Origin of the sequence: Mesorhizobium sp. M0016, from assembly GCF_040324035.1 — a bacterium.
Lineage (GTDB): Bacteria > Pseudomonadota > Alphaproteobacteria > Rhizobiales > Rhizobiaceae > Mesorhizobium.
On record NZ_JAMYVM010000032.1, the window covers coordinates 26,682 to 48,254 of the forward strand.

Sequence of the window (21,573 nt, forward strand, 5' to 3'; positions counted from 1 at the left end):
ACGGGCTCCGACGTTGCCGCCCGCCCCTTCTCCCCCGTCGTACGCGGGGAGAAGGGCGGCGGGGCGACGAGGGCGGCGCTGACCTCGACAGATTGCATGGACAGCTTCCCCTGGAGAAACGGAAACACACGATGCAGCCTGACGAGACCTTGCTTCGCCTCGAGGCGATCCAGAAGCGGTTCGGCGGGCTTGTCGTGCTCAACAACATCGACATCGCCGTCGGACCCAATGAGCTGATCGGCCTGATCGGTCCCAACGGCGCCGGCAAGTCGACACTGTTCAACGTAATTACCGCGCTCTACACCCCAACCCAGGGCCGTATCCGCTTCCGTGGCGAGGACATCACCGGCACGGCCCCGCATCGCATCTGCCGGCTCGGCATTGCCCGCACTTTCCAGCTGGTGCGCACGTTCCTGACCATGACCGCCTTCGAGAACGTCATGGTTGGCGCCGTCTATGGCTCCGGCGGCCGGGTCAAGCATGCGACGGCAGCCGCCGAGGAGGCCCTTGAACTGGTCGGGCTGACTGGCAAGCGCGATATCCGCACTGCACACATGACGCTGTCGGACCGGCGACTGCTGGAGATCGCGCGAGCCGTCGCCTCCCGCCCGGGGCTGCTGTTGCTGGACGAGCCGATGGCGGGGCTGAACCCGACCGAGATCCAGCGCATGGTCGATGTCATTCGCCGCGTGCGCACAGACAAGGGGGTCTCGATCCTGTGGGTAGAGCACAAGGTCGATGCCATCATGAAGGTGTGCAGCCGGGTAATCGTGCTGGACCATGGCGAGAAGATCGCCGACGGCACGCCGCGCGAGATCGTTGCCAACCGCAAAGTGATAGAGGCCTATCTTGGCGAACCGGCTGCTTGAAGTGAACAACGTGGAAGTCGCCTATGGCGACGTCGGCGCGTTGTGGGGCGTGTCGATCCACGTCGAGCCCGGCAGCATCGTCGCCATTGTCGGCGCCAACGGCGCGGGAAAGACGACGCTGCTGAAGACCATCTCCGGTCTGCTGAAGCCGAAGCGCGGCGAGATCTTCCTCTCTGGCGCGCTGCTGGCCGGCAAGGCGCCGGAGGAGATCGCGAAGATGGGCATCGCGCATGTGCCGGAAGGGCGCGGCCTGTTCCGGCAGATGACGGTGCTGGAAAACCTCGAACTCGGCGCCTTCCAACCCAAAGTTCGGAAGCGCTTCAAGCAGTCGCTGGAGAAAGCTTACACGCTGTTTCCGCGGCTAAAGGAGCGGGCAGGGCAGAAGGCCGGTTCGCTCTCCGGCGGCGAGCAGCAGATGCTGGCCATCGCGCGCGCCACCATGTCGGACCCGTCGCTGCTGATTCTCGATGAACCGTCGTTGGGGCTGAGCCCGATCGTGGTGCAGCAGATGTTCGCTCTGATCGAGACCTTGCACAAGCAGGGCGTCACCATCCTCTTGGTCGAGCAGAATATCCATCAGGCACTGAAGGTCGCCGACTACGCCTTTGTGCTGAAAACCGGCGAGCTTGCCATGCAAGGCACCGGTGCCGAGCTCATCGCCGATCCCGAAATCCAGAAGGCCTATATGGGCGTATTGGAGGTGCAATGATGCAGAACATTCCGCCTCCCGAAATCCTGCTGCAACTGTCGCTCAACGGCGCGCTGGGTGGCGCCATGTACGGCGTTGCGGCGGTGGGCCTCAGCCTCATCTTCGGCACCATGCGGCTGATCTTTCTGGCGCAGGGCGCGATGATCATCCTGTCCGCCTATTTCGTACGAGCGCTGTTCTACGGCGTCGGCATCGACCCTTTCGTGTCGCTGCTGATCGTCGTGCCCGTCGGGCTCGTTGTCGGCTGGCTGGTCTACCAAGGCCTGTTTCGCCGCGCGGCGGCAGCGGAGGACCGCAACATCTCGCTCTTGATCGCGGTCGGTCTGATGTTCCTGATCCAGAACCTGATGACGGTTATCTGGGGCGGCAACACCGCGGCGATCGTCACCTCCTACACGGCGAGCGGCATCGAGATTTTGGGCGTGCGCACCTCCTTCACCCGTTCGATGGGCTTCGTGATTGCGCTCGCCGGTACCGGCCTGGTGGTGCTGTTCCTGCGCAAGACATTGGTTGGTAAGGCGGTGCGCGCGGCCTCCGAGGACATTGAGGCGGCGACTCTGATGGGCATCAGCCCGCACCGCGTAAACGCCATCGCCTTCGCGATCGGCATAGCGCTTGCCGGAGCGGCCGGGGTCGCGGTGGCGACGACATTCCCGTTCAACCCGTTCGCCGGCTTCATCTTCAGCCTCAAGGCGCTGGTGGCGCTGGCGCTGGGCGGGATCGGCAATGTAGCGGGCGCACTTGCCGGCGGCATCATCCTCGGTCTGATCGAAGCCTATGTGCAGTATTTCATCTCGGGCGGCTGGACCAACGCCATAGCCTACGGCGTGTTCCTGGCGGTGCTCATGTTCAAGCCGGAAGGCCTGTTCAGCCGGCCCTACAAGAAGGCTTGAGCGTCATGATCAAGAAAGCCTTGCCGAAACAATTCTGGATTGGGATCGCAATTGCTGTGGTCGCGGCCCTCGCGCTGGTGCCGCTCGTGCCCGGCGCGATCGATTCTTATGCCTTTTCGCTCCTGTTCTTCGTTTTCATCTACGCCACCATGGCGCAAGGCTGGAACCTCGTTGCCGGCTTCGGCGGCCAGATCAGCCTCGGTAACCATGCCTTCTTCGGGCTCGGCGCCTACACCACCGCCATCCTGTGGAGCGGCAATTATCTCTGGGGCTCGTTCTATGACGCCTATCCGCGGATCTACTATTTCGACCCGGCGACGATGATGCTGGGCGGACTGGTCGCGGCCGTCGCCGCCATCATCATCGGCCTGCCGTTGCTGTCAAAGCTGCGCGGCGACTATTTCGCGCTCGGCACGCTCGGCTTCGGCGAGATCGTCAAGGTGATGTTCATCAATGGCGGTGATTTCACCGGCGGCGCCTTCGGCGTCGTGGCGCCCGCCGGCACCTTCGATACGCTCTTGCCGCACTATCTGGTCGGGCTCGGCCTGATGGTGGGCACGGCGCTTGCCATCCGCTTGCTGATGCGCTCGCGCTACGGCCTGGCGCTAGTCGCCGTGCGCGACGACGAGATGGCGGCATCGGCCAACGGCATTGACACGCTAAGGGTCAAGGTCGCCGCCTTTGCTGGCAGCGCCTTTATCGCCGGCGTCGCCGGCAGCCTGTACACCTACTACATCTTCCATGTCGGCCCGGACTCCGTCTTTGACCTTGACTGGATGCTTTTGCCGCTGATGATGACTGTGGTCGGCGGCACCGGCACCGTGCTCGGCCCGATCCTCGGTGCCTTCGTCATGTACGCGGTGTTCGACCTGGCGCGCATAGTGGTGCCGGATTACCACCCGGTGATTTCGGGTCTGACCATCATCTTGGCGATGCTGTTCTTGCCGAAGGGGCTGATGCGGAGTTTTGCGGGCCGGGCGCAGACAGCTTGAGGCCTGAGTATAGCCCTTTTGAGACGTAAGCGCTGCAGGTCGGGAGTGAGAGTCCTTGAGAAGGTGAGATAAAATGTGCCCGTATATGGGTGCAAAACAGTTTGCGGTATCCGATAAAGGTACGGCTAGCAGCACCTTCCTAATGCACCACCACCATTCGCACTCGCTCCCGCAAGTCTCTCGGCGCAACATCATACTTGCTTCTGAACGCCCGCGAAAAATGTGCGCTAGAATTGAACCCGCAGGCAAACGCGACTTCCGAGATGGAGGCTGAGGCGCGGGCGGGCGACAGCAGCTCCTCCTTGCTGCGCTCCAGCCGTCTATCCCACACGAATCGCTCCAGTGTGGTGCCTTCGCCTTCGAAGGCGCGGTGCAGATAGCGGCGGGAGCAGCCCATGTGGCGGGCTATGTCCTCGGCCGACAGGTTTGAACGCGCCAGGTTGGCGTCGATATAGGCGACGATGCGTTCACGCAGCGCTTCCAGCGGCGAGCGGCGGAACTCCGGCGCCGTCGGCCTTGCCTGGATCAGTCCGTTGACGAGTTGTATAAGGCTTTCTCCGACACGGCGGCAACTGGCGTCGTCGAGCTTGTGCGCGGTGCCGATCGCCATCTGCATCAGACCGGAAACGATATGGGTAAGGCTATCGTCGTTGCCGGGCAACGGCACCGGCGCCGAGAGACGCGTCAACGTCCCGTCGCCGAAAGTCGAGCGCGGCACCTGCAGGATGAGTTGGTCGACATCCGACAGGTTTTGCAGCGAATAGCTGCGCATTGGATCATAGATGATCGCAGCGCGTGGGCCGAGATCGACCGCGACCCCCTTCTGCTCGAAACGGCTGCGGCCGCTGAGCTGCATCAGGATCTTGATCGCATCGGGATCGAAGCTACGCCAGAAGGTGCGGTCGCTGACGACGAGATGCGACTTGGCCTTGATCTCGGAGAGCCGACAGGAGCCGAGATGCACGGACACGAGCTTCGGCAGCGACGGCGCCTCGCCGCGCGAGAAACGCTGGGTGATCGGGCCGAACAGCATCCGCGACGCGGATAGGAAAGCCTCGCCATCGGCGACGCTCACGTGGTGGGCGGTCATAGTCTCCTCCACATTCTCATTGTTCCCGTCTTGTCGCGGGATTGTGACGCTGCGGCAGCGCCGCGTCTTCCTTAACATGATAAGCATCTTTGCCGCAACGGCGGAGGTGATTCACGCCGCGCCGCCCGGCCAGCCGGAAGCCGGATGGGCGCTGGTCAGCATCAGCCATGTCGGACTCTGTGGGACCGACTACCATATTTTGAAGGCAAGCTCCCTACCTGGCCTATCCGCGCATCATGGGGCATGAACTCTCGGGCACCGTGACCGCGGTCGGTGAGGGCGTCGCCATCGAGTTGGGTGAGCGGGTCGGAGCCGGCTCGCGGCCGCCGAAGGTAGGGCTGCGATGCCCGAGCCGGTGAAATAGATGTTCGCGGCAGTTGCGATCGCCGACCGGTTGGCTGCTTGCGCCCGGGGGGCAGCCGAAGGCCGGGATCTAAAACGCCGCAATATTGCCTCTCGATCGGCTCCTGCTTCGAAGGCAGTCGCCGCAATGTCGATGCAGTCGGCTCATGATGTGCCGAGTTTCGATCTCGCATGGTGATGTAACTTATGCGATCAGCCCGTACTGCCGTGCCTTGTTGCGCAAGAACGGCAGACCGTTGCCCATCACAACCGCTTCACTCTCGGCCACCGGACGCCACACGCTGAGGCCAAACGCCAGACGCGGATCCATGTTGATGAAGCTCTCCATCGCGAGCCCGCCCTTGAAGCCGATCGCGGCCAGCGTCGCGAACGTCTCATCCCAATTGCAATTGCCCTCGCCCGGGGTGCCGCGATCAGACTCGGAGAGATGGATATATTTGAGGTAATCGCGGGCGGTGATAATGCCGTTGCCCATGCCCTTTTCCTCGATATTCATGTGGTAGGTATCAAGGTGCACGAACATATTGTCGGCGCCCACTCGTTCGATCAAAGCCACCGCCTGAGCCGCGGTGTTGATGATGTGGTTCTCGTAGCGGTTCACGGCTTCGACACCGAGTTCGACGCCGCGAGACTTGGCTTGCGCGGCGGCGGACGTCATCACTTTCGCAACGTTATCAAGTTCGTCCTGGGTAGGTGGCACGCCAGTACGCTCGCCGATGCCGCCATAGATTACGCCGCACAGCGCCTGGGCTCCGATGTCGGCCGTCTTGTCGATAGCCACCTTGAGAAAGTCAATCGCCTCCTGTGGGTGGCGCGATGCCCACGCATATTCGGGCAACCCTAGCGAGCACACCGCCTGCATGCCATTTGCCGCCAGCAGCTTGCGGGTGTGATCGGCATCGCAAGAAAATGGATCGGCCAGCGAAATTTCGATGAAATCGAGATCGTATTTTTTCACCGCCGCTACAGTGTGCTCGGCGCCCTCTACGGACCAACCACTCGTCCACATGCTGGTATGAACGCCAAAACCCTTCATCGTATTATCCTCATGAAATTGAGCTGCCCGGCAGCCCACCGCAAGATCATGACGCCGATCAGCATGATGCCCCAAATGGCTGTGGCCAGGTGCTGGCTGGCGCCCAAGAGATTCAGTCCCGAAGAAAGCAACTGCAAAACGATGAGGGCTAGGAAGACCGAAACGACCTTGCCGAAGCCGCCAAACGGATTCACCCCGCCCAAGAAGCAGGCAAGCACCGTAATCAGCACATAGGACTCGCCATGGCCGACACGGACGGAATTGAATCGTGCCATCATGATAATGCCGGCCAACGCACACATGGCGCCAGACAGCGCGTAGATCAGAATGATCACGCGTCGCGTCGAGATGCCGGAATAGCGCGTCGCCTCGATGTTGGAGCCGACCATATAGTTTGAAAAACCAAGCCTGGTTCGGGTCATCAAGACATGCCAGACGATGACTGCGCCGAGCAGTATCAGCAGCGGGACAGGAATGCCGACGATGCTGCCGTGGCCCAGGGGCTGGATGAATTCGGGAAAGCCCGAAATATCGGCGCCGCGGGTCAGAAACTCGCCAAGGCCGCGCAGGAAAATCATCACCGAGAGCGAAACGAGGATGGGGTGCGCGCCGGTATAGGCTATCACCGGGCCCATGACCAAGCCGCTTGCCGTGCCAACGCCGACCGCAAGAACGGAACCGAGTAGAAAGGCATAGATGCTTGCGTCCGGTCCTCCGTTGGCCTGAAGAACCCAGGCGAGCGTGAGGCCACAGAGATTGGCCGTGAACGTCACGGCGAGATTGATACCGCCCGAGATGATCGGCATCAACATCGCGAGCGTAAGCAGTCCAAGTTCAGGCAACTGGAAGGCCACCGATTCAAAAGTAGCTCTGGACAGGAACCGCGGCGAGAGAGACCCGAAAAATCCAATCACCAAAATCAATGCCAGCAAAAGCCCGATATTCTCGGCGCCCAGCTTGCTGGCAAGACGGCTCAAGGATTCATGCCGTAGGGCTCCAGTTTCGAGCACGCGCTGCGTCATGTACCCATCCTCTGCCGCAAGCCCGCGAGGATGAGCCCGAGCGGGGCGTTGGACAGCGTGATGGCAATCAGAATGATCGCCCCGACGATCATCTTGAAAGCATAGGGCGAGATGCCGAGGAGGTTCAGCCCGTTTTGCGTCACCGACACAAGAAACACGCCAAGGATGCAACCGAGCACGGTGCCGCGCCCGCCACCCAGTCTGGCACCGCCAAGGACTACCGCTGCCAGCACGTCCAGCTCGCGCCCCACCAATGCGTTGGGCACGACTTCCTGGGAATAGTGCACCTGCACAAGTCCCGCGATCCCGGCCATCAAACCAAGCCAGCCGAAGGCAATGAAGTGCATCGCCGCGATGTTGATACCGAGGCGACGGGCGCCCTCCGGGTTGTCGCCAAAAGCGTATAGCTGCCGTCCCGTGGTGGTATACCGGATAAGTCCCCAGGTGGCGGCGACGCAGACCGCCATGATCGCAACCGGCAGTGTTAGCTCGGCCCAATTGCCATTCGCCTGTTGGAACTCGAAAAGCACAGTGCGATGCGTCCACCATGCAGGCAGATTGTAGATCGATACACCGTGCGTGAAGAACATCAGCAGGCCGAAAAAAATATTGAAGGTGGCGATGGTGACAACGATTGAAATGATCTGGAAATAGTAGATGAGGCCGGCGTTCACCGCACCCAGGGCGATCCCGACAATTGCCGCCAAGGTGAGGCCGATGAACCAATCACCACCTCCCATTTGGGCTAGAGCCAGCGCCACGACGTATTGAACCACTGACGCGGCCACAGCGAAGGAGATGTCGATGCCCCCAGCGATCAACACCACCAGCAGCCCAACCGCGAAGATCAGATTTGTCGAGCTTGTGTTGAGCAGGTTGAAGAGATTGGCAATGGTGAAGAATTTGTCGCTCGCAACGGAGAGACCTGCGCTCATGATGAGAAGAACCACAACGAGCCATGTCTCGGTGGGATGAGCCCGGAAGAGCTTGCCGCGGTTACGCATAGACGGCAGCTTCCAGGTCGCCGAGCGAGATGGCGTGCGGGTCGTATTCGGCGACTATCTTGCCCGCGGCCATATGGAGGATGCGATCGGCGTTGAAATAGACCTCCGGCACTTCATCGGATATCAGCAGAATCGCCAGGCCTTCGGCAGCGAGCTTGGCGACAATCTCGAAGATGCCGGCCCGCGCGCCAACGTCCACCCCCACGGTTGGCGAATCAAGAATGATCAGTTTCAGGCCGACCGCCAGCCATTTGGCGATGGCCACCCTTTGCTGGTTGCCGCCCGAGAGTGTGGAAATCGCATCCGTATGCCGCCCGATTTTTATCGCCAATTCCTCGATCCAATGATTGACGAGCGCATCCTTCTTCTCCGAGGAGATCAGCCCTCGATCAAGGATCTTGTCGAGCACCGGGATAACGGCGTTGTCGGCGATGGACTGAGCTTGTATGAGACCAAGGGACAAGCGGTCTTCGGAGAGGTAGCCAATACCTGCCCGGATTGCGTCGCGGTTGGAGTTCAGATGAAGAACCGTCCCGTTAAGTGAGATGCTGCCGCGGTCTGGGCGCAGCATGCCGAAAATCGAAAGCGCGAGTTCTGTGCGACCGGCGCCGAGTAGCCCGGTCAGGCCAAGCGTTTCACCGCGCCGTATTGTCAGCGAAACGTCGTCATAGTCGCCTGCGCGGGTCAATCGGTCGATCTTCAACACGACGGGTGATCCACTAAGGTTTCTCGTGCTCACGGTTTGGTCGAAAGTCTTGCCGGTCATTAGTTCGGTTAGGCGTGATTGGGTCATTCCGGCGGTCGGGAACACCCCAACGACCTTACCGTCGCGCAGAACGGTGACGCGACTTGAGATCTCCAGAACTTCTGCAAGGCGATGGCTGACGAAGACGATGGCCATGCCTTCATTCGAGAGTGTTCGAACGATCGCGAGCAACCGGTCTGTTTCCGATTGAGTAAGCGACGATGTGGGCTCGTCCATGAAAATAACCTTCGCATCGCCGGCGAGCGCCCGGGCGATGGCGACGATCTGACGTTGGGCGATTGCAAAGCTACGCAGAGGCGCGTCGACATCGAGGTCGGCGCCAAGCCGCGCCAACAGCCCTCGCGCCACCTCGCGAATGCGCGAATGATCGACGAGCCGAGGCATTTTGCCGAGGACAGTTCTGATCCCGATATTTTCCGCGACTGTCATTTCAGGAAACAGTGCGAGGTCCTGCCAGATGACTTCCACCCCGGCGCTGCGCGCCGCAGCCGGCGACATGATGTCGACAGACTTTCCGGCGATCGACATGTTTGCGCCGGCTAGCGGCTGACAAACGCCGGTGATTACCTTGATCAGGGTGCTCTTGCCGCTGCCGTTCTCACCGGCGATGCATTGCACTTCACCCGGGAGAACCTCGAAGGCGACATCCTGGAGGGCTCTAACGCCACCAAATGTGACGCTTATGTTGCTAAACGACAGAACCGATGGGAGGTCCTGCGTCGTAGACGCGACGAGGTTCACGGCGGGCCCTTCTGAAATGACAAGGATGGGGCGTGCCGGGATTGATCTGCCACCCCGGCACGCCAGCCATGGTCCGCCATCTAAAGCCCTAGGGCTGCAAGACCATCGACAGTTTCGACCGTGATAGGCTGCACAGCGTCCACGATGATGGTGCCGGTTTTGAAGTCAGGGTGAACGACACCCAGACCTTCGATCGTCATGCCGTCGGTGATTTCACCGCCGCCCGCCAGAAAATCAGCCATCGTTACGAATACTTTGCCCGCTTCCAGAGGATTCCACATATAGCCGCCGTCAATAATGCCGGACTTGAGCATTGCGCTGCCTTGACTAGGCGAGAATGAACCGACAAGAACCACCTTGTCACCAAGCTTCTGCTCCTCGATCGCGCGTCCGGCGCCGATCGGTCCCTGACTGCCGAACGTCAGGAAGCCGCCGAGGTCAGGATTGGCGGCAAGCACATCCAGAGCCGTCTTCCGGCTGTCATCGGCGCTTTCGGCCACGCCATATCTGTCGCCAACCATCTGCATGTCGGGAAAGTTCTTCTTCAGGTAGGCGATTGCAGCATCGGCCCAGGCATTGTGTGCGGGCACGGTAAGAGAACCCACGTACACCACGTACTTGCCTTTGCCGCCCATTTTCTCGGCAAATAGCTTGGCATGGGCCTCACCGAAACCAACGGCCGAGACCATTTCGAAGTCCCAATCAGCGTTCACCTGGTCTGGCGATTCATGGGTTATGACCTTGATGCCCGTGTCGCGCGCCTTTTTTAGAACCGGCTCGAGAACGTTTGCATCATTCGGCACGACGCCAATTACGCTGACGCCCTGAGCTATCAGGTCTTCGATCGCGCGGACCTGAAGTGCCGGGTCGGCGCTGGTCGGCCCGACCATGAAGCCGTCGTCGCCAAGCTCTTTCGACTTTTCCTTTATTCCCGTTTCCATGGCATTGAACCAGGGAATGCCGCCGATCTTCACGACGACTCCAACCTTGACGTCCTTTGCCAGCGCAGCATTCATTGTGGCGACGGAAAGGGCTGCGCCGAACGCTGCCGCGAGTATAGTTTTTGCTAACATTTAATTCCTCCCTGATTGACGAGTTTTTGAGTTGCCTATTGCCCATGTCGGCTTTGTTTGGCCCACCCCTTTGTGCCCGACGGCATTGACGCACTCGGCGCCGCATTCCTCCCAGAACGCGCCATAAAAGACTTTGAATGCCGGGCGGTCAAGGTGCTAAATAGATTTAGCAAGGCGGTCACGCCACCAGCGTCTAAAAACATTTCTCGATTGATGTAAACGATCCGCCCTTTCGCACTCAGGCTGCACCCGTAGAAAGGACATGCGATCCCCCGCGAGCCTTGGGTGGAGGCGGTGCTACCCAGATCCGAGGTGCTGATGAACGGAGTTGAACTTCTGCAACGATGTCTCGTGACAAAGAATTGCTAGTGGTCGATGCTCGATTTGGATGCCGAATCCCAATCTTCTTGGGCGCCGTCATGCTCTCCGGTTCGCCCAAAGCTGGTCGGTACGGTCACCAGCGGAAAGTGGTCTATCGAATAATTCTCCAGAAGCGAAAATCCTTCAGCAATCATCACCTCGACATTCTGTCGGACCATGGTCACATCGAAGGGCAAATGCGCCGCGAATGGATCCCAGTCGAAGCTTCCGACAACAACCCGTCCAAGCTCACTTGAGGCTAGCGTCGAAGTGAACCGCAATGTTCCTTCAAGTGCGGTCACGCCGTTGACGAACATACCTGAGGGCAGATGCCCAAGCTGAGCGTATCGTGCAGCGAGAGACCGAGCAGCGTTGGTCGGTGCGTATCCGCAGCAGTCAATCGTGCCCGGGCCCGTAACAATCCCATGCGCTGCCAGCGCATCGTGAAAACCCAGCAAACGGCTACGTGTTGCGTCATCATCGCTGACCCCGCCAAAGAAGAAGAGATCTTCGGTGGAGCCCCCTCGTTCTTTCAATTTCTGAACAATGATCTCTGTGAGCGCCTTGGCGCCCCCGTAGTTGTCAGAAACAACTGAGGGAGCCCGGCGGCCTGGCAGATCGATGTTGATGCACCGGACGCCCGCTGCCCGGCACAGATCATTCAGCGGATCGGGGTCACGAACGCCCGCAAGGAAGAGAAATTCCACCTGCTGGGCCAGCAGGGTTTCCGTCACACTCAACTCGTTATCAGGATTGCGATGGGTGCTGACGACGATCGGGCACAAGCGGTGGACGCGGGATTCCGCTTCAAAGGCTTCGGCCAATCCGGCGAAGAAGCGATTGCGGTAATGTGGCAAGATCATTCCAGCGAGCCCGGATCGGGAAAGCCGCAATCCTCGTGCCTTGAGGTTGACAGCATAGCCAAGCCGCTCAGCCCAATCGAGGATGGTCGCTGCGGTTTCCGCCTTGATCCGGTGCTGTTGCCACGAGCCATTGAGGACGAGACTAACCGCTGTCGGGGACAACTTTGCCGCCACCGCGATGTCATAAATCGTTGACTTGCGTCGGACAGACTTTCTCGCCATTCGTGACGCTCCTACTAGCAGATGCAGTAGACGCTAGTGCGGGGTCAAGGCAACATCTCTAAATTGCGTCAAACGGTTTGGAGGAGCGACCCCACGGAAGGACGCGGCCTCTCGTGCCTCCGGTCCGGTCTCCCTGATTGTCTCGATCGTTGCAATGACAGCGCCAGGGAAATCGGCAGATTTGGGATTTTCCCTGAAGCTTTCGTTCAGCGTCCCTGGAGACACCAACCCCAGTGTTTCGGCTTTGGTCTCCCCGATGATCAATCACCTTGCAAAGGTCGACGAGAAGTTTCGATCAGTTTGGAGCCCACCGTTGGCGATGGTCGGGCGCACGCGTCACGATCGAGTCCTCCGTTTCAATAGCGGGAAGATGAAAGCTTTGGGTTTCTGAGTCTCTATCTGGCCCCAAAAGGGTGCTGCCGGATGCGCCTCGTCTCCGGGCGTTGTTTGCGTACTTGGCCGAGGTGCCCTTGCTTGGCAAGTTCCTTCCGCGACAAGGGTCTGCTCGACAGCATTTTCGTCGCTATTGCCAATGCGGAGCCCCGAAGGATCAAAACCGGTTAGCAGCATGATGCCGACGGTTCAGAGCAAGCGACTCAGATTCCCGATTTGCTCAGAGTCTCCCAGCCTGTGGCTCTCCGTGCAGCGGGCCTTGAGCGTCTGGCTCGGCCTTTTTGAAAGCTCGCCTCCAATCGCTGGACGAGTTTGGCGGCAAGGCTAGTCGTCTCCATCGGTGTTATGATCGATGCCAGGGAGGCCGCCTGGACCATGGCGTGAACTCATTGCCGTATGCTGGCAGTGCAAGGCAATGAACTGACTGCACAACATGTAGGTGCATTCGTGGATCAAATTTCCAGATAGCCAAACAGCGCGCGTATCTCGATTAGGTGGCAAGGAGTTGCGAAAGCTATGTTCGCAGTTTGAGAATCGTCCGATATGCCGCACAACGATGCCGGCAAGACGAGCCGAGAATGATCTGACGCAATGTTCAGATCCAAGAAGGACGGTTACCTGTGGCCCAGAAAGGAATCACACTAAAGGACGTTGCCGCAGCGGCTAAGGTGTCGCGCGCCACGGCCGCCCGGGCGCTCAATAGCTATGGTTACGTTGGCGACGAGACGGCGCTCCGCGTGGTTGAGGCAGCCGAAAGGCTGGGCTATCGGGCCAACCTCGTCGCGCAGGCGCTGCGCAGCGGACAATTGCCGATCATAGGCTTCGTGCCCGGCGATATCCAGAATCCGTTCTTCGCCCGAATCGCGCACGACATAGAGGTGGAACTGCGCAAGCACCGCCACAATCTTCTGATTGCCAGCAGCGAGGAGAATGTAGAACAGGAGAAAGAACTGCTTAAGAGCCTTCGCTCGCTCAGCATTCGCGGCTTCATCCTTGCCCCAACGTCTGCAACCGACAGCCAGCATATTGTGCAACTGGCCCGCGAAGGCGCACCGATCGTGCTCATCGACCGCGTGGTAAAGGACCTGCAATGCGACAGCGTCGTCGTCGACAACGAGGGCGGGGCACGCGAGGCAGTGGACTATCTAGTTGGCAACGGTCACCACCGGATCGGTCTTTTGCGCGACGAGTCACGCATCTTTACGGCACAGGAACGCTTGGCTGGCTACCAAAACTCGCTCCACTCGCATGGGATCGCAATCGATGAAGCGCTCATCGGCGTATCGCGCTCGACCGTCGAGCACGCCATCGAAGCCACGATCCGCCTGTTCAGCCGGCGCAATCGCCCGACCGCACTGTTCACGGTGGACAGCCTCATGACGCAAGGCGCGCTTCTTGGCCTGCGTTCAATGGGGCTCTCGATTCCGCATGATGTGTCGGTGGTTGGCTTCGATGACTTCAACCTCGCCACGTTCACCGATCCGCAGATAACGGTCGTGGCGCAACCCATCTCCGAGATCGGACCGCTCGCCGCCAGATATCTGCTGGAGCGGCTTGCCGGCAAAAAGGTTGCACCGCGCCGTACCCGATTTCAGACCCGCTTGATCGTACGCGGATCGGTTGCCCGGCGCGCTGTGCGCTAAAGAGCAAACCCCTCGATTTCGGAGAATCTCGTCTAAAGGACTTGCCATTGGCGAAATTGCGTGCCCATTATTGCTTGTGAGATCGATCTCACATCGGAAAAACGAGCTAGACGGCCCACCGACGCCTAAGGCGGGCTAGAGGCCTGTCACATGCGAAATACAAGGAAAACGTCATGCTGAACTTCGATAGGGACCGCTTCGTGAAGATCCAAAGCGGGGCCGTCGCCGTCGCAGGTGAGGTTCGCTCACTCATGCGCACACTGCTGGCAGATGGCGTCGAGCGGCTGTTTTTCATGGGCACCGGCGGCGTGCAGCTTCTAACCTTGCCCGCGATCGAGTTGGCGCAGCGCTGTTCTACCTTCCCGGTGAGCGGTGCCTATCCGGCGCAGGTCGTGATCGATCCGCCCGCCGGTCTCGACAGCAAGGCCGTGGTGGTCATCCCGTCCTTGTCGGGCACGACCAAGGAAGGCGTCGAGCTCATGGCCTTTCTGAAAAAACGTGGTGTGCGCACGATTTCGCTCACCGGCCATTCGGATACGCCAATCGCACGGGAGGCTGACCACAATTTCACGAACTTCGCCGAAGACGACACCTCGTCGGAATCCTTCTACCTGCAGACGCTGCTGATCGTCCTGGCCCTGCTGGAAGAGCGCGGCGAATATGATGATTTTGATGGCACTGTCGCCGAACTCAAACTGCTGCCGGATCTGCTTGCCGACGCCAAGGCTGCCTTTGAGGACAGGGCGGCCGAACTGGCCCAGACAATCAAGGACGATACCTATCACATCTTCACCGGCGCCGGCTCGCTGTGGCCGGAGGCACACTATTACGGCATGTGCATCCTCGAAGAGATGCAGTGGATTCGCACCCGCCCGGTGCACGCCGCCGACTTCTTCCACGGTACGCTCGAGTTGGTCGAGCCGGGCGTCAGCGTTTTCGTGTTCAAGGGCGAAGATGCCCTTCGGCCCCTGGCCGACCGGGTCGAGAACTTCGCCAGGCGCTACACGGACCGCGTTCGCACGCTGGACGCGGCCTCGGTCAAGTTGCCGGGCATCTCCGCAAAGGTCCGCGGCATGATCTCGCCGGTTCTGCTCGCCACCTTGCTCGAGCGGCTGAGCGCCCATCTCGAGGTGCTGCGCAACCACCCGCTGACCACCCGTCGCTACTACAAACGCGTGGAATATTGATCCCCTCTTACCTCTGAAGGAGCTATCCATGAAACGTTCGCTGCAAGTCGTGGCGGTCACGGTGGCCGCGGTATCATCATTGGGGTTGTCGATAAGCGGCAGTTCCGCCGCTTCGCCGGCTGTCACGGCCGACCCAAACGCCAAGGTGGAATACACCGGCACGCTTTCGGTCCTGACCAAGTTCGGGCTGCAACAGCTGTCGCCCTATTTCGTCAACCTGGCACAGGCCTATGAGAAGCTCCATCCGGATGTGAAGGTCGAACTTATCCAGGAGAGCGACGACAGCGTGAAGGGCAAGACCAAGACGCTGGTCGCTTCCAACTCGCTGCCCGATATCTATTTCTCCTGGACAGGCAGTTGGGGTGGCAATTTCGTGCGCGGCAATCGCGCCGTTGATCTCACGCCCGTCATTGCTGCCGATACCGAGTGGGGCAAGTCGCTGTCTCCAGCCGCCGTCAAGGCGTTCCAGTACAACGGCAAGTTCTATGGCATTCCGCTTTACCAGGATGCCAAGTTCATGGGCTACAACAAGCAGATCTTCGCCAAGCTCAGCCTCAAGGCACCCGCCACTTTCGAGGACTTGCTGACCAGCTGCGACGCCATCCGCAAATCCGGCGTGACACCGATCTCCTTCGGCAACAAGGAGGCTTGGCCGGCGATCCACTTTGCAGGCCAGCTGCTCGCCTACAACGTGCCGCAGGCAACGCTGGAACGCGACTTCGATCCGGCCACCGCCCAATACAGCGATCCAGGCTATGTCGCAGCACTCAAGCAGTTCAGCCAGCTTGTCGAGCGCTGCACCGATGGCGCCGGCGTCAACGGCACATCCTATGCCTCGGCTCTCCAGGCCTTCACCAACGCCCAGTCGGCCATGTACTACCAGGAAATCATCGAGTTCGATCAGGCCGCCACGCCGGAGTCGGCGTTAAAGCCCGCCGATTTCGGATTCTTCCGGCTGCCGGTGCCCGCCGGCGCCAAGGGTGACGCCAAGTCGATCGAGGGCGCGCCGGAGGGCTACATGATCAATGCGGCATCGAAGAACATCCCGCTGGCGATCGATTTCGTGAAGTTCGTGACCTCGAAGGAAAATGCGCAGGTCTTGTCTGCGCCACCCTATGGCCAGCCGAGCGCCACCATCGGCGGCGCCTCGGAATCGAACATGAGCGCGGCTGTGGTCGATGGCCTCAAGGATATCAACGCCGCCTCATACCTCATGCCCTGGCTGGATACGGCCAACCCACCGCGCGTCGCCGCCGTCTGGCTGTCCAGCCTGCAGGCGCTGGCGGGCGGCTCGATGACGCCCGAGCAAGTGATGGACGAGGTGCGCAAAGCCGCATCCGCGGCCAAATAAAGCAGGCGAGCATGGCAAGGGCCTCGGACACAGTGGACAGCGGCGCCGACATCGGCGTCGCCAGGCCGCAACGGCCAAAGAGCCGGCGGGCCTGCTTCGCCAACCTGTTGTCGTTGCGATGGGCGGCGATCGCGCTCATCCTCATCGGCTGGTTCGTCTATTATCCGATCGTCGACAATTTCATCGTCAGCACCACCGACCAGGACATCTACACCGGCGAGGTCACCAATGTCGGCCTCGCCAACTACGACCGGCTGCTGCATGACCCGGTCGTGCTGCTGGCGCTGTGGAACAACTGCCTCTACGCTCTCATCTCCGTCATCTTCCAGGTCTTCGGCGCGTTCCTGCTGGCGGCCATTATCGAGGACCTGAAAAGCGAAAGCTGGCGCCGGCTGTGGCGCGCCGTCTATTTCGTGCCGTCGGCAATCTCGATCACGGTGACCGGCCTGCTGTTTTATTTCATCTACCAGCCGCAGATCGGCTTGCTGGATGCCGCGCTCAGCCGTGTTGGACTGAGCCAGCTCGTCATGCCTTGGCTCGGCAATGAGCACACCGCCATCTATGCCATCATCGCCATGAGCCAATGGCAGGGTTTTGGCTATTCGACGCTGCTGTTCGCCATCGCCATCCAGAAGATCCCGCGCGACCTCTACGATGCCGCAACGATCGACGGCGCGGGTCCTCTTCGCCGCCTGTGGAGCATCACCTTTCCGCTGACCCGGGAAATGACGGGGTTGATGATCATCGTCACCATCACGGGCGCGTTCCAGGTGTTCAACGAGGTCATGGTGATGACCGCAGGCGGGCCCAACAACAGCAGCCAGGTGCTGGGCACGTGGCTCTACCAGAAGGCCTTCATCGAGGACAATTTCGGCTATGGCGCGGCGATCGCCGCCGTCATCTTCATGTTGACCATGCTCACAGGTGCGGCACAGCTCTGGTACACCAAGCGCCGCCGGGTGCAGCTATGAGTGCGATGGTCGCAGCCGGTCGCAGCCGGCACGTCAATGTGTGGTCGGTCATCGCCAGGACGTTGCTCTATTCATTCCTGGTCTGCCTTGGTGTCGTCGTCATCTATCCGCTGATCTGGATGGCGCTGAGCGGCTTCAAGGACAATGCGCAGATCTTCGGCGATCCCTTCGCCCTGCCCACCCATTGGTCGTGGAACAATTACGTGCAAGCGTGGAACCAGGGCGTGCGTGGCTACGTGACAGTCTCGGTGCTGGTGACCGTCGCTTCGGCCATATGCACCGTGCTGATCAGCGCCTGGACGGCTTTCGGCCTGACCCGCACCAAGATGCCGGCAAAGCCGCTGGTTATCGCCATCGTTCTGGGCGGCTTGATGCTGAGCCCCACGGTGGCGATCATTCCACTGGTGAAGATGTTGCAGGCGCTCGGTCTCTACAACACCTACTGGGCGCTGATCATTCTCTACACGGCGTTCCGTGTGCCGTTCACCACCTTCCTCATCCGCGCCTACATGCTGGATCTGCCTGAAGACATCGACGAGGCGGCGACGATGGATGGCGCCAGCGAGGGTCAGATCTTCTGGCGCATCACCTTGCCGCTGTGCCGGCCGATCATCATTTCCTGCGTCATCCTGCACGTCCTGTTCGCCTGGAACGAATATCTCTTCGCCATGATCTTCACGAGCGGCTCGGATGTGCAGACGCTGCCGGTCGGACTGACGTCGATCATGGCAACCCACGGGACCAACTATGCCGTGGTGTTCGCGGCCATGACGATCTCGGCGCTGCCTATCGTGATCGTGTTCTTTGGCGCGCAACGCTACTTCATCCGTGGCTTGGCCGAAGGCATCGGCAAATAACAATTCCCGAAAGGAGCCTTCATGCCGCAGCTCGCTGCTCATCAGCTGATCGGAGCCAATTTCAGCTTCCAGCACTTCCCCTTCGATGCGGTCGCCAGGACGATCCGAGGCTTTGGCCTGCGCGAGATCGAGCTGTGGGGGATTGCCCAGCATCTGGACCTGTTCCACGCCACGGACGCACGTGTCGAATCCGTTCGCCGGGTACTCGCCGACAACGAGCTGTCGGCCTGGTGCTTTACGCCTGAGCAGGTGTTGTATCCAATCAACATTGCCTCCGGCGACGCCGCACTGCGCCAGGACAGCATCGAGCGGTTTTGGCGTGCAGCCGACATCTGCGCGGCGCTTGGCGCCCGCTATCTCTTCCTGACGCCCGGCCGGGGCTACGAGAGCGAACCCCGGCAACCGGCATGGGACCGCGCGGTCGGTTCGATCGGCGAGATCGCCCGGCGCGCCGCCGCAAACGGGGTGCGCTGCCTGCTCGAGCCGTTGCAGCGGTTCGAGAGCAACCTCGTCAATAATGCGGCAGGCCTGCGCCAAATGCTGGATGAGGTGGGCGCCGGCAATATCGATATCGTGCTCGACACTGTCGCCATGGCCACGGCCGGCGACACCGTGGCCGGCTATGTCGACCTGTTCGGCTCGCGGCTGGCGCATGTTCATCTGGTCGACGGCACGCCAGGCGGGCATCTGGTGTGGGGGGAGGGCACGCTGCCGCTCGACCACTATGTCAGCGAACTCGCGCGCCTCGGCTATGCCGGTAAGTTCACCTTCGAGCCGTTCGGCAACGGCTCCTACGCGCTCGATCCGGTAAAAGCCTGGACACGCTGCCTTGGCGCCATCGCGCCGTATATCGATCGCGCAACGGTGCCGGCATGAGGTCGAAAAAGCTTATCGCGGTCGGGGACAATTGCCTTGATGCCTATTTGACCAACAACTTGATGACGGTGGGCGGCAATGCCTTGAATGTCGCGGCGCAATGGCGGCGCAACGGCTGGTCCGCGCGCTATTTCGGCGCCGTCGGGAACGATCCCGAAGGCGACGTGGTGCTTGCCGAGCTGGCAGGTGCCGGCCTATCCCCCGACGACGTCGAACGGCGTCCCGGCGATACGGCCGTCACCTTGCTGCGCGATGAATCCGGCGACCGGAAGTTCCTGCACGAATCCTTCGGTGTGGGCGAAAACTTCATGCCGCTGCCCGCGCATTATGCGGTCATCGCCGCGGCCGACTGGGTGCATCTCGGCACCAACGCCAACAAGCACCTTGTCCAACGATTGGTGGCGGACCATGTGCCGTTCAGCATCGATCTATCGACCGCCCATATGGCGCTGCCGCTCGATGGTGTCCCGCTTTTGTTTGCGTCCGGACCGGACGATGTCGATGTTCCCATCGAGCCATCGCTGGGCGCGCTCAGGGCGGCCGGCGCAAGGCAGGTAGTTTTGACCTGTGGTCGACGCGGCTCCTACTTCGACGATGGCACGAATGTCGTGCATGCGCCGGCGACGCTTGTCGATGTCGTGGATACGTGTGGCGCCGGCGACAGTTTCATTGCCACTTTCCTCGCCGGCTTCCATTTCGGCGGCCTCGGCGCCCTGGAGGCATTGCACAGGGCGTCGATCGCGGCGGCGCAGACCTGCACCCATCTTGGCGGGTTTCCCCAGAGACCGCGTCCGATACCCGATTGGCTGCCAGCCAAATATGCCAGCTTCATTGTCGATGCGCAGGGAGCCCAAGCGTGAGTACAATTCGTTTGCGGCAGCCTGCGGTCGCGCTTGCATCTGACCGGTCGTTTTGGCTGCAGGACATTGCCGCCGCCCCCGCAACCGAGCCATTGCGAGGCGACGAGCGCGCCGACGTGGTGATCGTCGGTGGCGGCTATACCGGTCTGTGGACGGCGCTGCGGATCCTTGAGCTGGCGCCGCAAACGCGGGTGGTCATCCTTGAAGCCGATCTGTGCGGATCGGGGGCCTCGGGGCGCAACGGCGGTCAGGTCCATTCATGGTTCGCCGAAATCGACCAGATCAGTGCGGTCGTCGGTCTCGAGGAAGCGCGCCTGCTGTGCGCCGACACGGTGGCATCGATCGCGGAGCTGAAGACGCTGCAGCAAAACGGCACCATAGACATGGACCTGAGGCTGGACGGATGGTTGTGGACAGCAAGCTCCATTGCGCAGGAAGGCGCTTGGGAGACCGCCGTGGCCTTGACGGCGGCTGTTGGAGAAAACCGTTTCAGCCCGCTGACAGCCGAGGACATTCAACGCCGCACCGGTTCATCGGCCTCCTATGTCGGCGTGGTCGAGACCACTGCCGGCACGGTCCATCCCGCCAAACTTGCCATCGGATTGCGCAAGTTGGCACTGGCACGCAGCGTCATCATCCATGAGCGCAGCCCGGTCCTCGCCATCGAACCCGGCATGACATGCACGGTGCGCACGGCGCATGGCGCGGTACGGGCTGACAAAATCGTGCTTGCCGCCAACGCCTGGCTTTCCGCGCTGCCGGAACTGCGGCGGCATCTTTATGTGGTCGGCAGCGAGGTGATTGCCACTGCCGCCGTTCCCGAACTGCTCGACAGCATCGGTTGGCGCGACGGTGCCTCGATCTGCGATTCTCAGGCCCAGGTGCTCTACTGCCAGCGCACCATCGGGGGCAGGGTGGTCTTCGGTCGTGGCAGCGGCAACGTCGCCTTCAGTGGAAATTTCGGCGCCAGCTTCAACCGCAGCCCGGAGCACGGCCGCGACAATATGCGAGAGCTGCATCGGGTCTACCCGTCGCTGCGCGGTGTGGCGATCGAATATGACTGGTCGGGGCCGATCGACTGCGTGCCTGAACACGTTCCTGTCTTCGACCACCTGCGCGATCATCCCAATATCTTCTACGGCATGGGATTTAACGGCACCGGCATCGCGCAGACGCCGATAGCCGGACGCATTCTGGCGAGCCTGGTGCTCGAGCGAAAGGATCGCTGGAGCGAAAGCGGTCTGGTCGGCATCGAGCGGCGCATGTCGCTGCCGCCCGAGCCTTTGCGTTATCTCGGCGCCAGACTTGTCCGCGCCGCGGTGCGCCGCAAGAACGAGGCCGAGATCCGCAACCGCAAGGCCGGCAGGATCAGCAGTCTTTTGGCGGCCCTGAAGCCAGGCAGGCGCAAGAAGTAGCCGGGCATCTGGCTCAT

The 21,573-nt window shown here is 60.9% G+C and carries 20 protein-coding genes; 13 read left to right on the plus strand and 7 right to left on the minus strand.

The features are described from left to right. Nucleotides 1-131 precede the first annotated feature (131 nt). Genes NKJ88_RS29810 through NKJ88_RS29825 form a run of 4 tightly spaced genes read left to right on the plus strand, consistent with a single transcriptional unit; the run spans nucleotide 132 to nucleotide 3,463 of the window. Complete coding sequence (locus tag NKJ88_RS29810; protein WP_023723345.1) at nucleotides 132-869, plus strand: ABC transporter ATP-binding protein; 738 nt, start codon at nucleotides 132-134, stop codon at nucleotides 867-869. After that, nucleotides 850-1,578, plus strand: coding sequence for an ABC transporter ATP-binding protein (locus NKJ88_RS29815; protein ID WP_081726827.1), 729 nt, complete (start codon nucleotides 850-852; stop codon nucleotides 1,576-1,578). Before NKJ88_RS29810 ends, NKJ88_RS29815 begins: the two co-directional genes overlap by 20 nt. Further along, the gene (locus tag NKJ88_RS29820) at nucleotides 1,575-2,471 is read left to right on the plus strand and encodes a branched-chain amino acid ABC transporter permease (RefSeq protein WP_023686860.1); all 897 of its coding nucleotides are present in this window, start codon (nucleotides 1,575-1,577) and stop codon (nucleotides 2,469-2,471) included. Before NKJ88_RS29815 ends, NKJ88_RS29820 begins: the two co-directional genes overlap by 4 nt. 5 nt (nucleotides 2,472-2,476) lie before the next feature. After that, nucleotides 2,477-3,463, plus strand: a complete 987-nt coding sequence (locus tag NKJ88_RS29825) for a branched-chain amino acid ABC transporter permease (RefSeq protein WP_023823615.1) — start codon at nucleotides 2,477-2,479, stop codon at nucleotides 3,461-3,463. Between the two features lie 139 nt (nucleotides 3,464-3,602). Here NKJ88_RS29825 and NKJ88_RS29830 read toward each other — a convergent pair whose 3' ends face one another. After that, entirely contained in the window at nucleotides 3,603-4,553 is a 951-nt protein-coding gene (locus NKJ88_RS29830; RefSeq protein WP_196813577.1) for a helix-turn-helix domain-containing protein, read from the minus strand. A 236-nt stretch (nucleotides 4,554-4,789) separates the two neighbouring features. On the opposite strand from NKJ88_RS29830, the gene NKJ88_RS33055 reads away from it, so the two are divergent. Next, nucleotides 4,790-4,912 (plus strand): hypothetical protein, encoded by a 123-nt coding sequence (locus tag NKJ88_RS33055; protein ID WP_460221811.1) that lies wholly within the window; start codon nucleotides 4,790-4,792, stop codon nucleotides 4,910-4,912. Nucleotides 4,913-5,100: 188 nt separating this feature from the next. Here the strand turns inward: NKJ88_RS33055 and NKJ88_RS29840 are convergent, their stop codons facing one another. From NKJ88_RS29840 to NKJ88_RS29865, 6 genes are all read right to left on the minus strand, one after another. Then, nucleotides 5,101-5,952 (minus strand): sugar phosphate isomerase/epimerase family protein, encoded by an 852-nt coding sequence (locus NKJ88_RS29840; RefSeq protein WP_023823613.1) that lies wholly within the window; start codon nucleotides 5,950-5,952, stop codon nucleotides 5,101-5,103. Beyond that, on the minus strand, nucleotides 5,949-6,974 hold the full coding sequence (locus tag NKJ88_RS29845; RefSeq protein WP_155923227.1) for an ABC transporter permease: 1,026 nt from the start codon (nucleotides 6,972-6,974) through the stop codon (nucleotides 5,949-5,951). Before NKJ88_RS29845 ends, NKJ88_RS29840 begins: the two co-directional genes overlap by 4 nt. After that, nucleotides 6,971-7,978, minus strand: coding sequence for an ABC transporter permease (locus NKJ88_RS29850; RefSeq protein WP_023823611.1), 1,008 nt, complete (start codon nucleotides 7,976-7,978; stop codon nucleotides 6,971-6,973). Before NKJ88_RS29850 ends, NKJ88_RS29845 begins: the two co-directional genes overlap by 4 nt. Beyond that, nucleotides 7,971-9,485: a sugar ABC transporter ATP-binding protein gene (locus tag NKJ88_RS29855; protein WP_023823610.1), complete on the minus strand. Its 1,515-nt coding sequence runs from the start codon at nucleotides 9,483-9,485 to the stop codon at nucleotides 7,971-7,973. Before NKJ88_RS29855 ends, NKJ88_RS29850 begins: the two co-directional genes overlap by 8 nt. A gap of 80 nt (nucleotides 9,486-9,565) precedes the next feature. Further along, nucleotides 9,566-10,558, minus strand: coding sequence for a substrate-binding domain-containing protein (locus NKJ88_RS29860; protein ID WP_023704355.1), 993 nt, complete (start codon nucleotides 10,556-10,558; stop codon nucleotides 9,566-9,568). Nucleotides 10,559-10,923: 365 nt separating this feature from the next. Beyond that, nucleotides 10,924-12,003, minus strand: coding sequence for a LacI family DNA-binding transcriptional regulator (locus NKJ88_RS29865; protein ID WP_023667744.1), 1,080 nt, complete (start codon nucleotides 12,001-12,003; stop codon nucleotides 10,924-10,926). Nucleotides 12,004-13,016: 1,013 nt separating this feature from the next. Here NKJ88_RS29865 and NKJ88_RS29870 point away from each other — a divergent pair. The 8 genes from NKJ88_RS29870 to NKJ88_RS29905 all read left to right on the plus strand — a co-directional run bounded on the left by NKJ88_RS29870 (nucleotide 13,017) and on the right by NKJ88_RS29905 (nucleotide 21,556). Further along, entirely contained in the window at nucleotides 13,017-14,039 is a 1,023-nt protein-coding gene (locus NKJ88_RS29870; protein WP_023823609.1) for a LacI family DNA-binding transcriptional regulator, read from the plus strand. Between the two features lie 173 nt (nucleotides 14,040-14,212). Continuing rightward, nucleotides 14,213-15,226 (plus strand): SIS domain-containing protein, encoded by a 1,014-nt coding sequence (locus tag NKJ88_RS29875; protein WP_352446577.1) that lies wholly within the window; start codon nucleotides 14,213-14,215, stop codon nucleotides 15,224-15,226. Between the two features lie 28 nt (nucleotides 15,227-15,254). After that, nucleotides 15,255-16,577 (plus strand): ABC transporter substrate-binding protein, encoded by a 1,323-nt coding sequence (locus tag NKJ88_RS29880; protein ID WP_352446579.1) that lies wholly within the window; start codon nucleotides 15,255-15,257, stop codon nucleotides 16,575-16,577. An 11-nt stretch (nucleotides 16,578-16,588) separates the two neighbouring features. Next, the gene (locus NKJ88_RS29885) at nucleotides 16,589-17,548 is read left to right on the plus strand and encodes a carbohydrate ABC transporter permease (protein WP_023682778.1); all 960 of its coding nucleotides are present in this window, start codon (nucleotides 16,589-16,591) and stop codon (nucleotides 17,546-17,548) included. Beyond that, complete coding sequence (locus tag NKJ88_RS29890) at nucleotides 17,545-18,405, plus strand: carbohydrate ABC transporter permease (RefSeq protein ID WP_023686871.1); 861 nt, start codon at nucleotides 17,545-17,547, stop codon at nucleotides 18,403-18,405. The genes NKJ88_RS29885 and NKJ88_RS29890 overlap by 4 nt, the downstream gene beginning before the upstream one ends. Before the next feature lie 21 nt (nucleotides 18,406-18,426). Further along, nucleotides 18,427-19,281 (plus strand): sugar phosphate isomerase/epimerase family protein, encoded by an 855-nt coding sequence (locus NKJ88_RS29895; protein WP_352446581.1) that lies wholly within the window; start codon nucleotides 18,427-18,429, stop codon nucleotides 19,279-19,281. After that, the gene (locus tag NKJ88_RS29900; protein WP_023749047.1) at nucleotides 19,278-20,141 is read left to right on the plus strand and encodes a PfkB family carbohydrate kinase; all 864 of its coding nucleotides are present in this window, start codon (nucleotides 19,278-19,280) and stop codon (nucleotides 20,139-20,141) included. Before NKJ88_RS29895 ends, NKJ88_RS29900 begins: the two co-directional genes overlap by 4 nt. Then, nucleotides 20,138-21,556, plus strand: a complete 1,419-nt coding sequence (locus tag NKJ88_RS29905; protein WP_352446582.1) for an NAD(P)/FAD-dependent oxidoreductase — start codon at nucleotides 20,138-20,140, stop codon at nucleotides 21,554-21,556. Before NKJ88_RS29900 ends, NKJ88_RS29905 begins: the two co-directional genes overlap by 4 nt. The last annotated feature ends 17 nt before the right edge of the window (nucleotides 21,557-21,573 follow it).

Coding starts and splice junctions, on each gene's coding strand:
- NKJ88_RS29810 (WP_023723345.1), top strand. CDS start 132: ATGCAGCCTGACGAGACCTTGCTTCGCCTCGAGGCGATCCAGAAGCGG.
- NKJ88_RS29820 (WP_023686860.1), top strand. CDS start 1,575: ATGATGCAGAACATTCCGCCTCCCGAAATCCTGCTGCAACTGTCGCTC.
- NKJ88_RS29825 (WP_023823615.1), top strand. CDS start 2,477: ATGATCAAGAAAGCCTTGCCGAAACAATTCTGGATTGGGATCGCAATT.
- NKJ88_RS29830 (WP_196813577.1), bottom strand. CDS start 4,553: ATGACCGCCCACCACGTGAGCGTCGCCGATGGCGAGGCTTTCCTATCC.
- NKJ88_RS33055 (WP_460221811.1), top strand. CDS start 4,790: ATGGGGCATGAACTCTCGGGCACCGTGACCGCGGTCGGTGAGGGCGTC.
- NKJ88_RS29840 (WP_023823613.1), bottom strand. CDS start 5,952: ATGAAGGGTTTTGGCGTTCATACCAGCATGTGGACGAGTGGTTGGTCC.
- NKJ88_RS29845 (WP_155923227.1), bottom strand. CDS start 6,974: ATGACGCAGCGCGTGCTCGAAACTGGAGCCCTACGGCATGAATCCTTG.
- NKJ88_RS29850 (WP_023823611.1), bottom strand. CDS start 7,978: ATGCGTAACCGCGGCAAGCTCTTCCGGGCTCATCCCACCGAGACATGG.
- NKJ88_RS29860 (WP_023704355.1), bottom strand. CDS start 10,558: ATGTTAGCAAAAACTATACTCGCGGCAGCGTTCGGCGCAGCCCTTTCC.
- NKJ88_RS29865 (WP_023667744.1), bottom strand. CDS start 12,003: ATGGCGAGAAAGTCTGTCCGACGCAAGTCAACGATTTATGACATCGCG.
- NKJ88_RS29875 (WP_352446577.1), top strand. CDS start 14,213: ATGCTGAACTTCGATAGGGACCGCTTCGTGAAGATCCAAAGCGGGGCC.
- NKJ88_RS29880 (WP_352446579.1), top strand. CDS start 15,255: ATGAAACGTTCGCTGCAAGTCGTGGCGGTCACGGTGGCCGCGGTATCA.
- NKJ88_RS29885 (WP_023682778.1), top strand. CDS start 16,589: ATGGCAAGGGCCTCGGACACAGTGGACAGCGGCGCCGACATCGGCGTC.
- NKJ88_RS29890 (WP_023686871.1), top strand. CDS start 17,545: ATGAGTGCGATGGTCGCAGCCGGTCGCAGCCGGCACGTCAATGTGTGG.
- NKJ88_RS29895 (WP_352446581.1), top strand. CDS start 18,427: ATGCCGCAGCTCGCTGCTCATCAGCTGATCGGAGCCAATTTCAGCTTC.
- NKJ88_RS29900 (WP_023749047.1), top strand. CDS start 19,278: ATGAGGTCGAAAAAGCTTATCGCGGTCGGGGACAATTGCCTTGATGCC.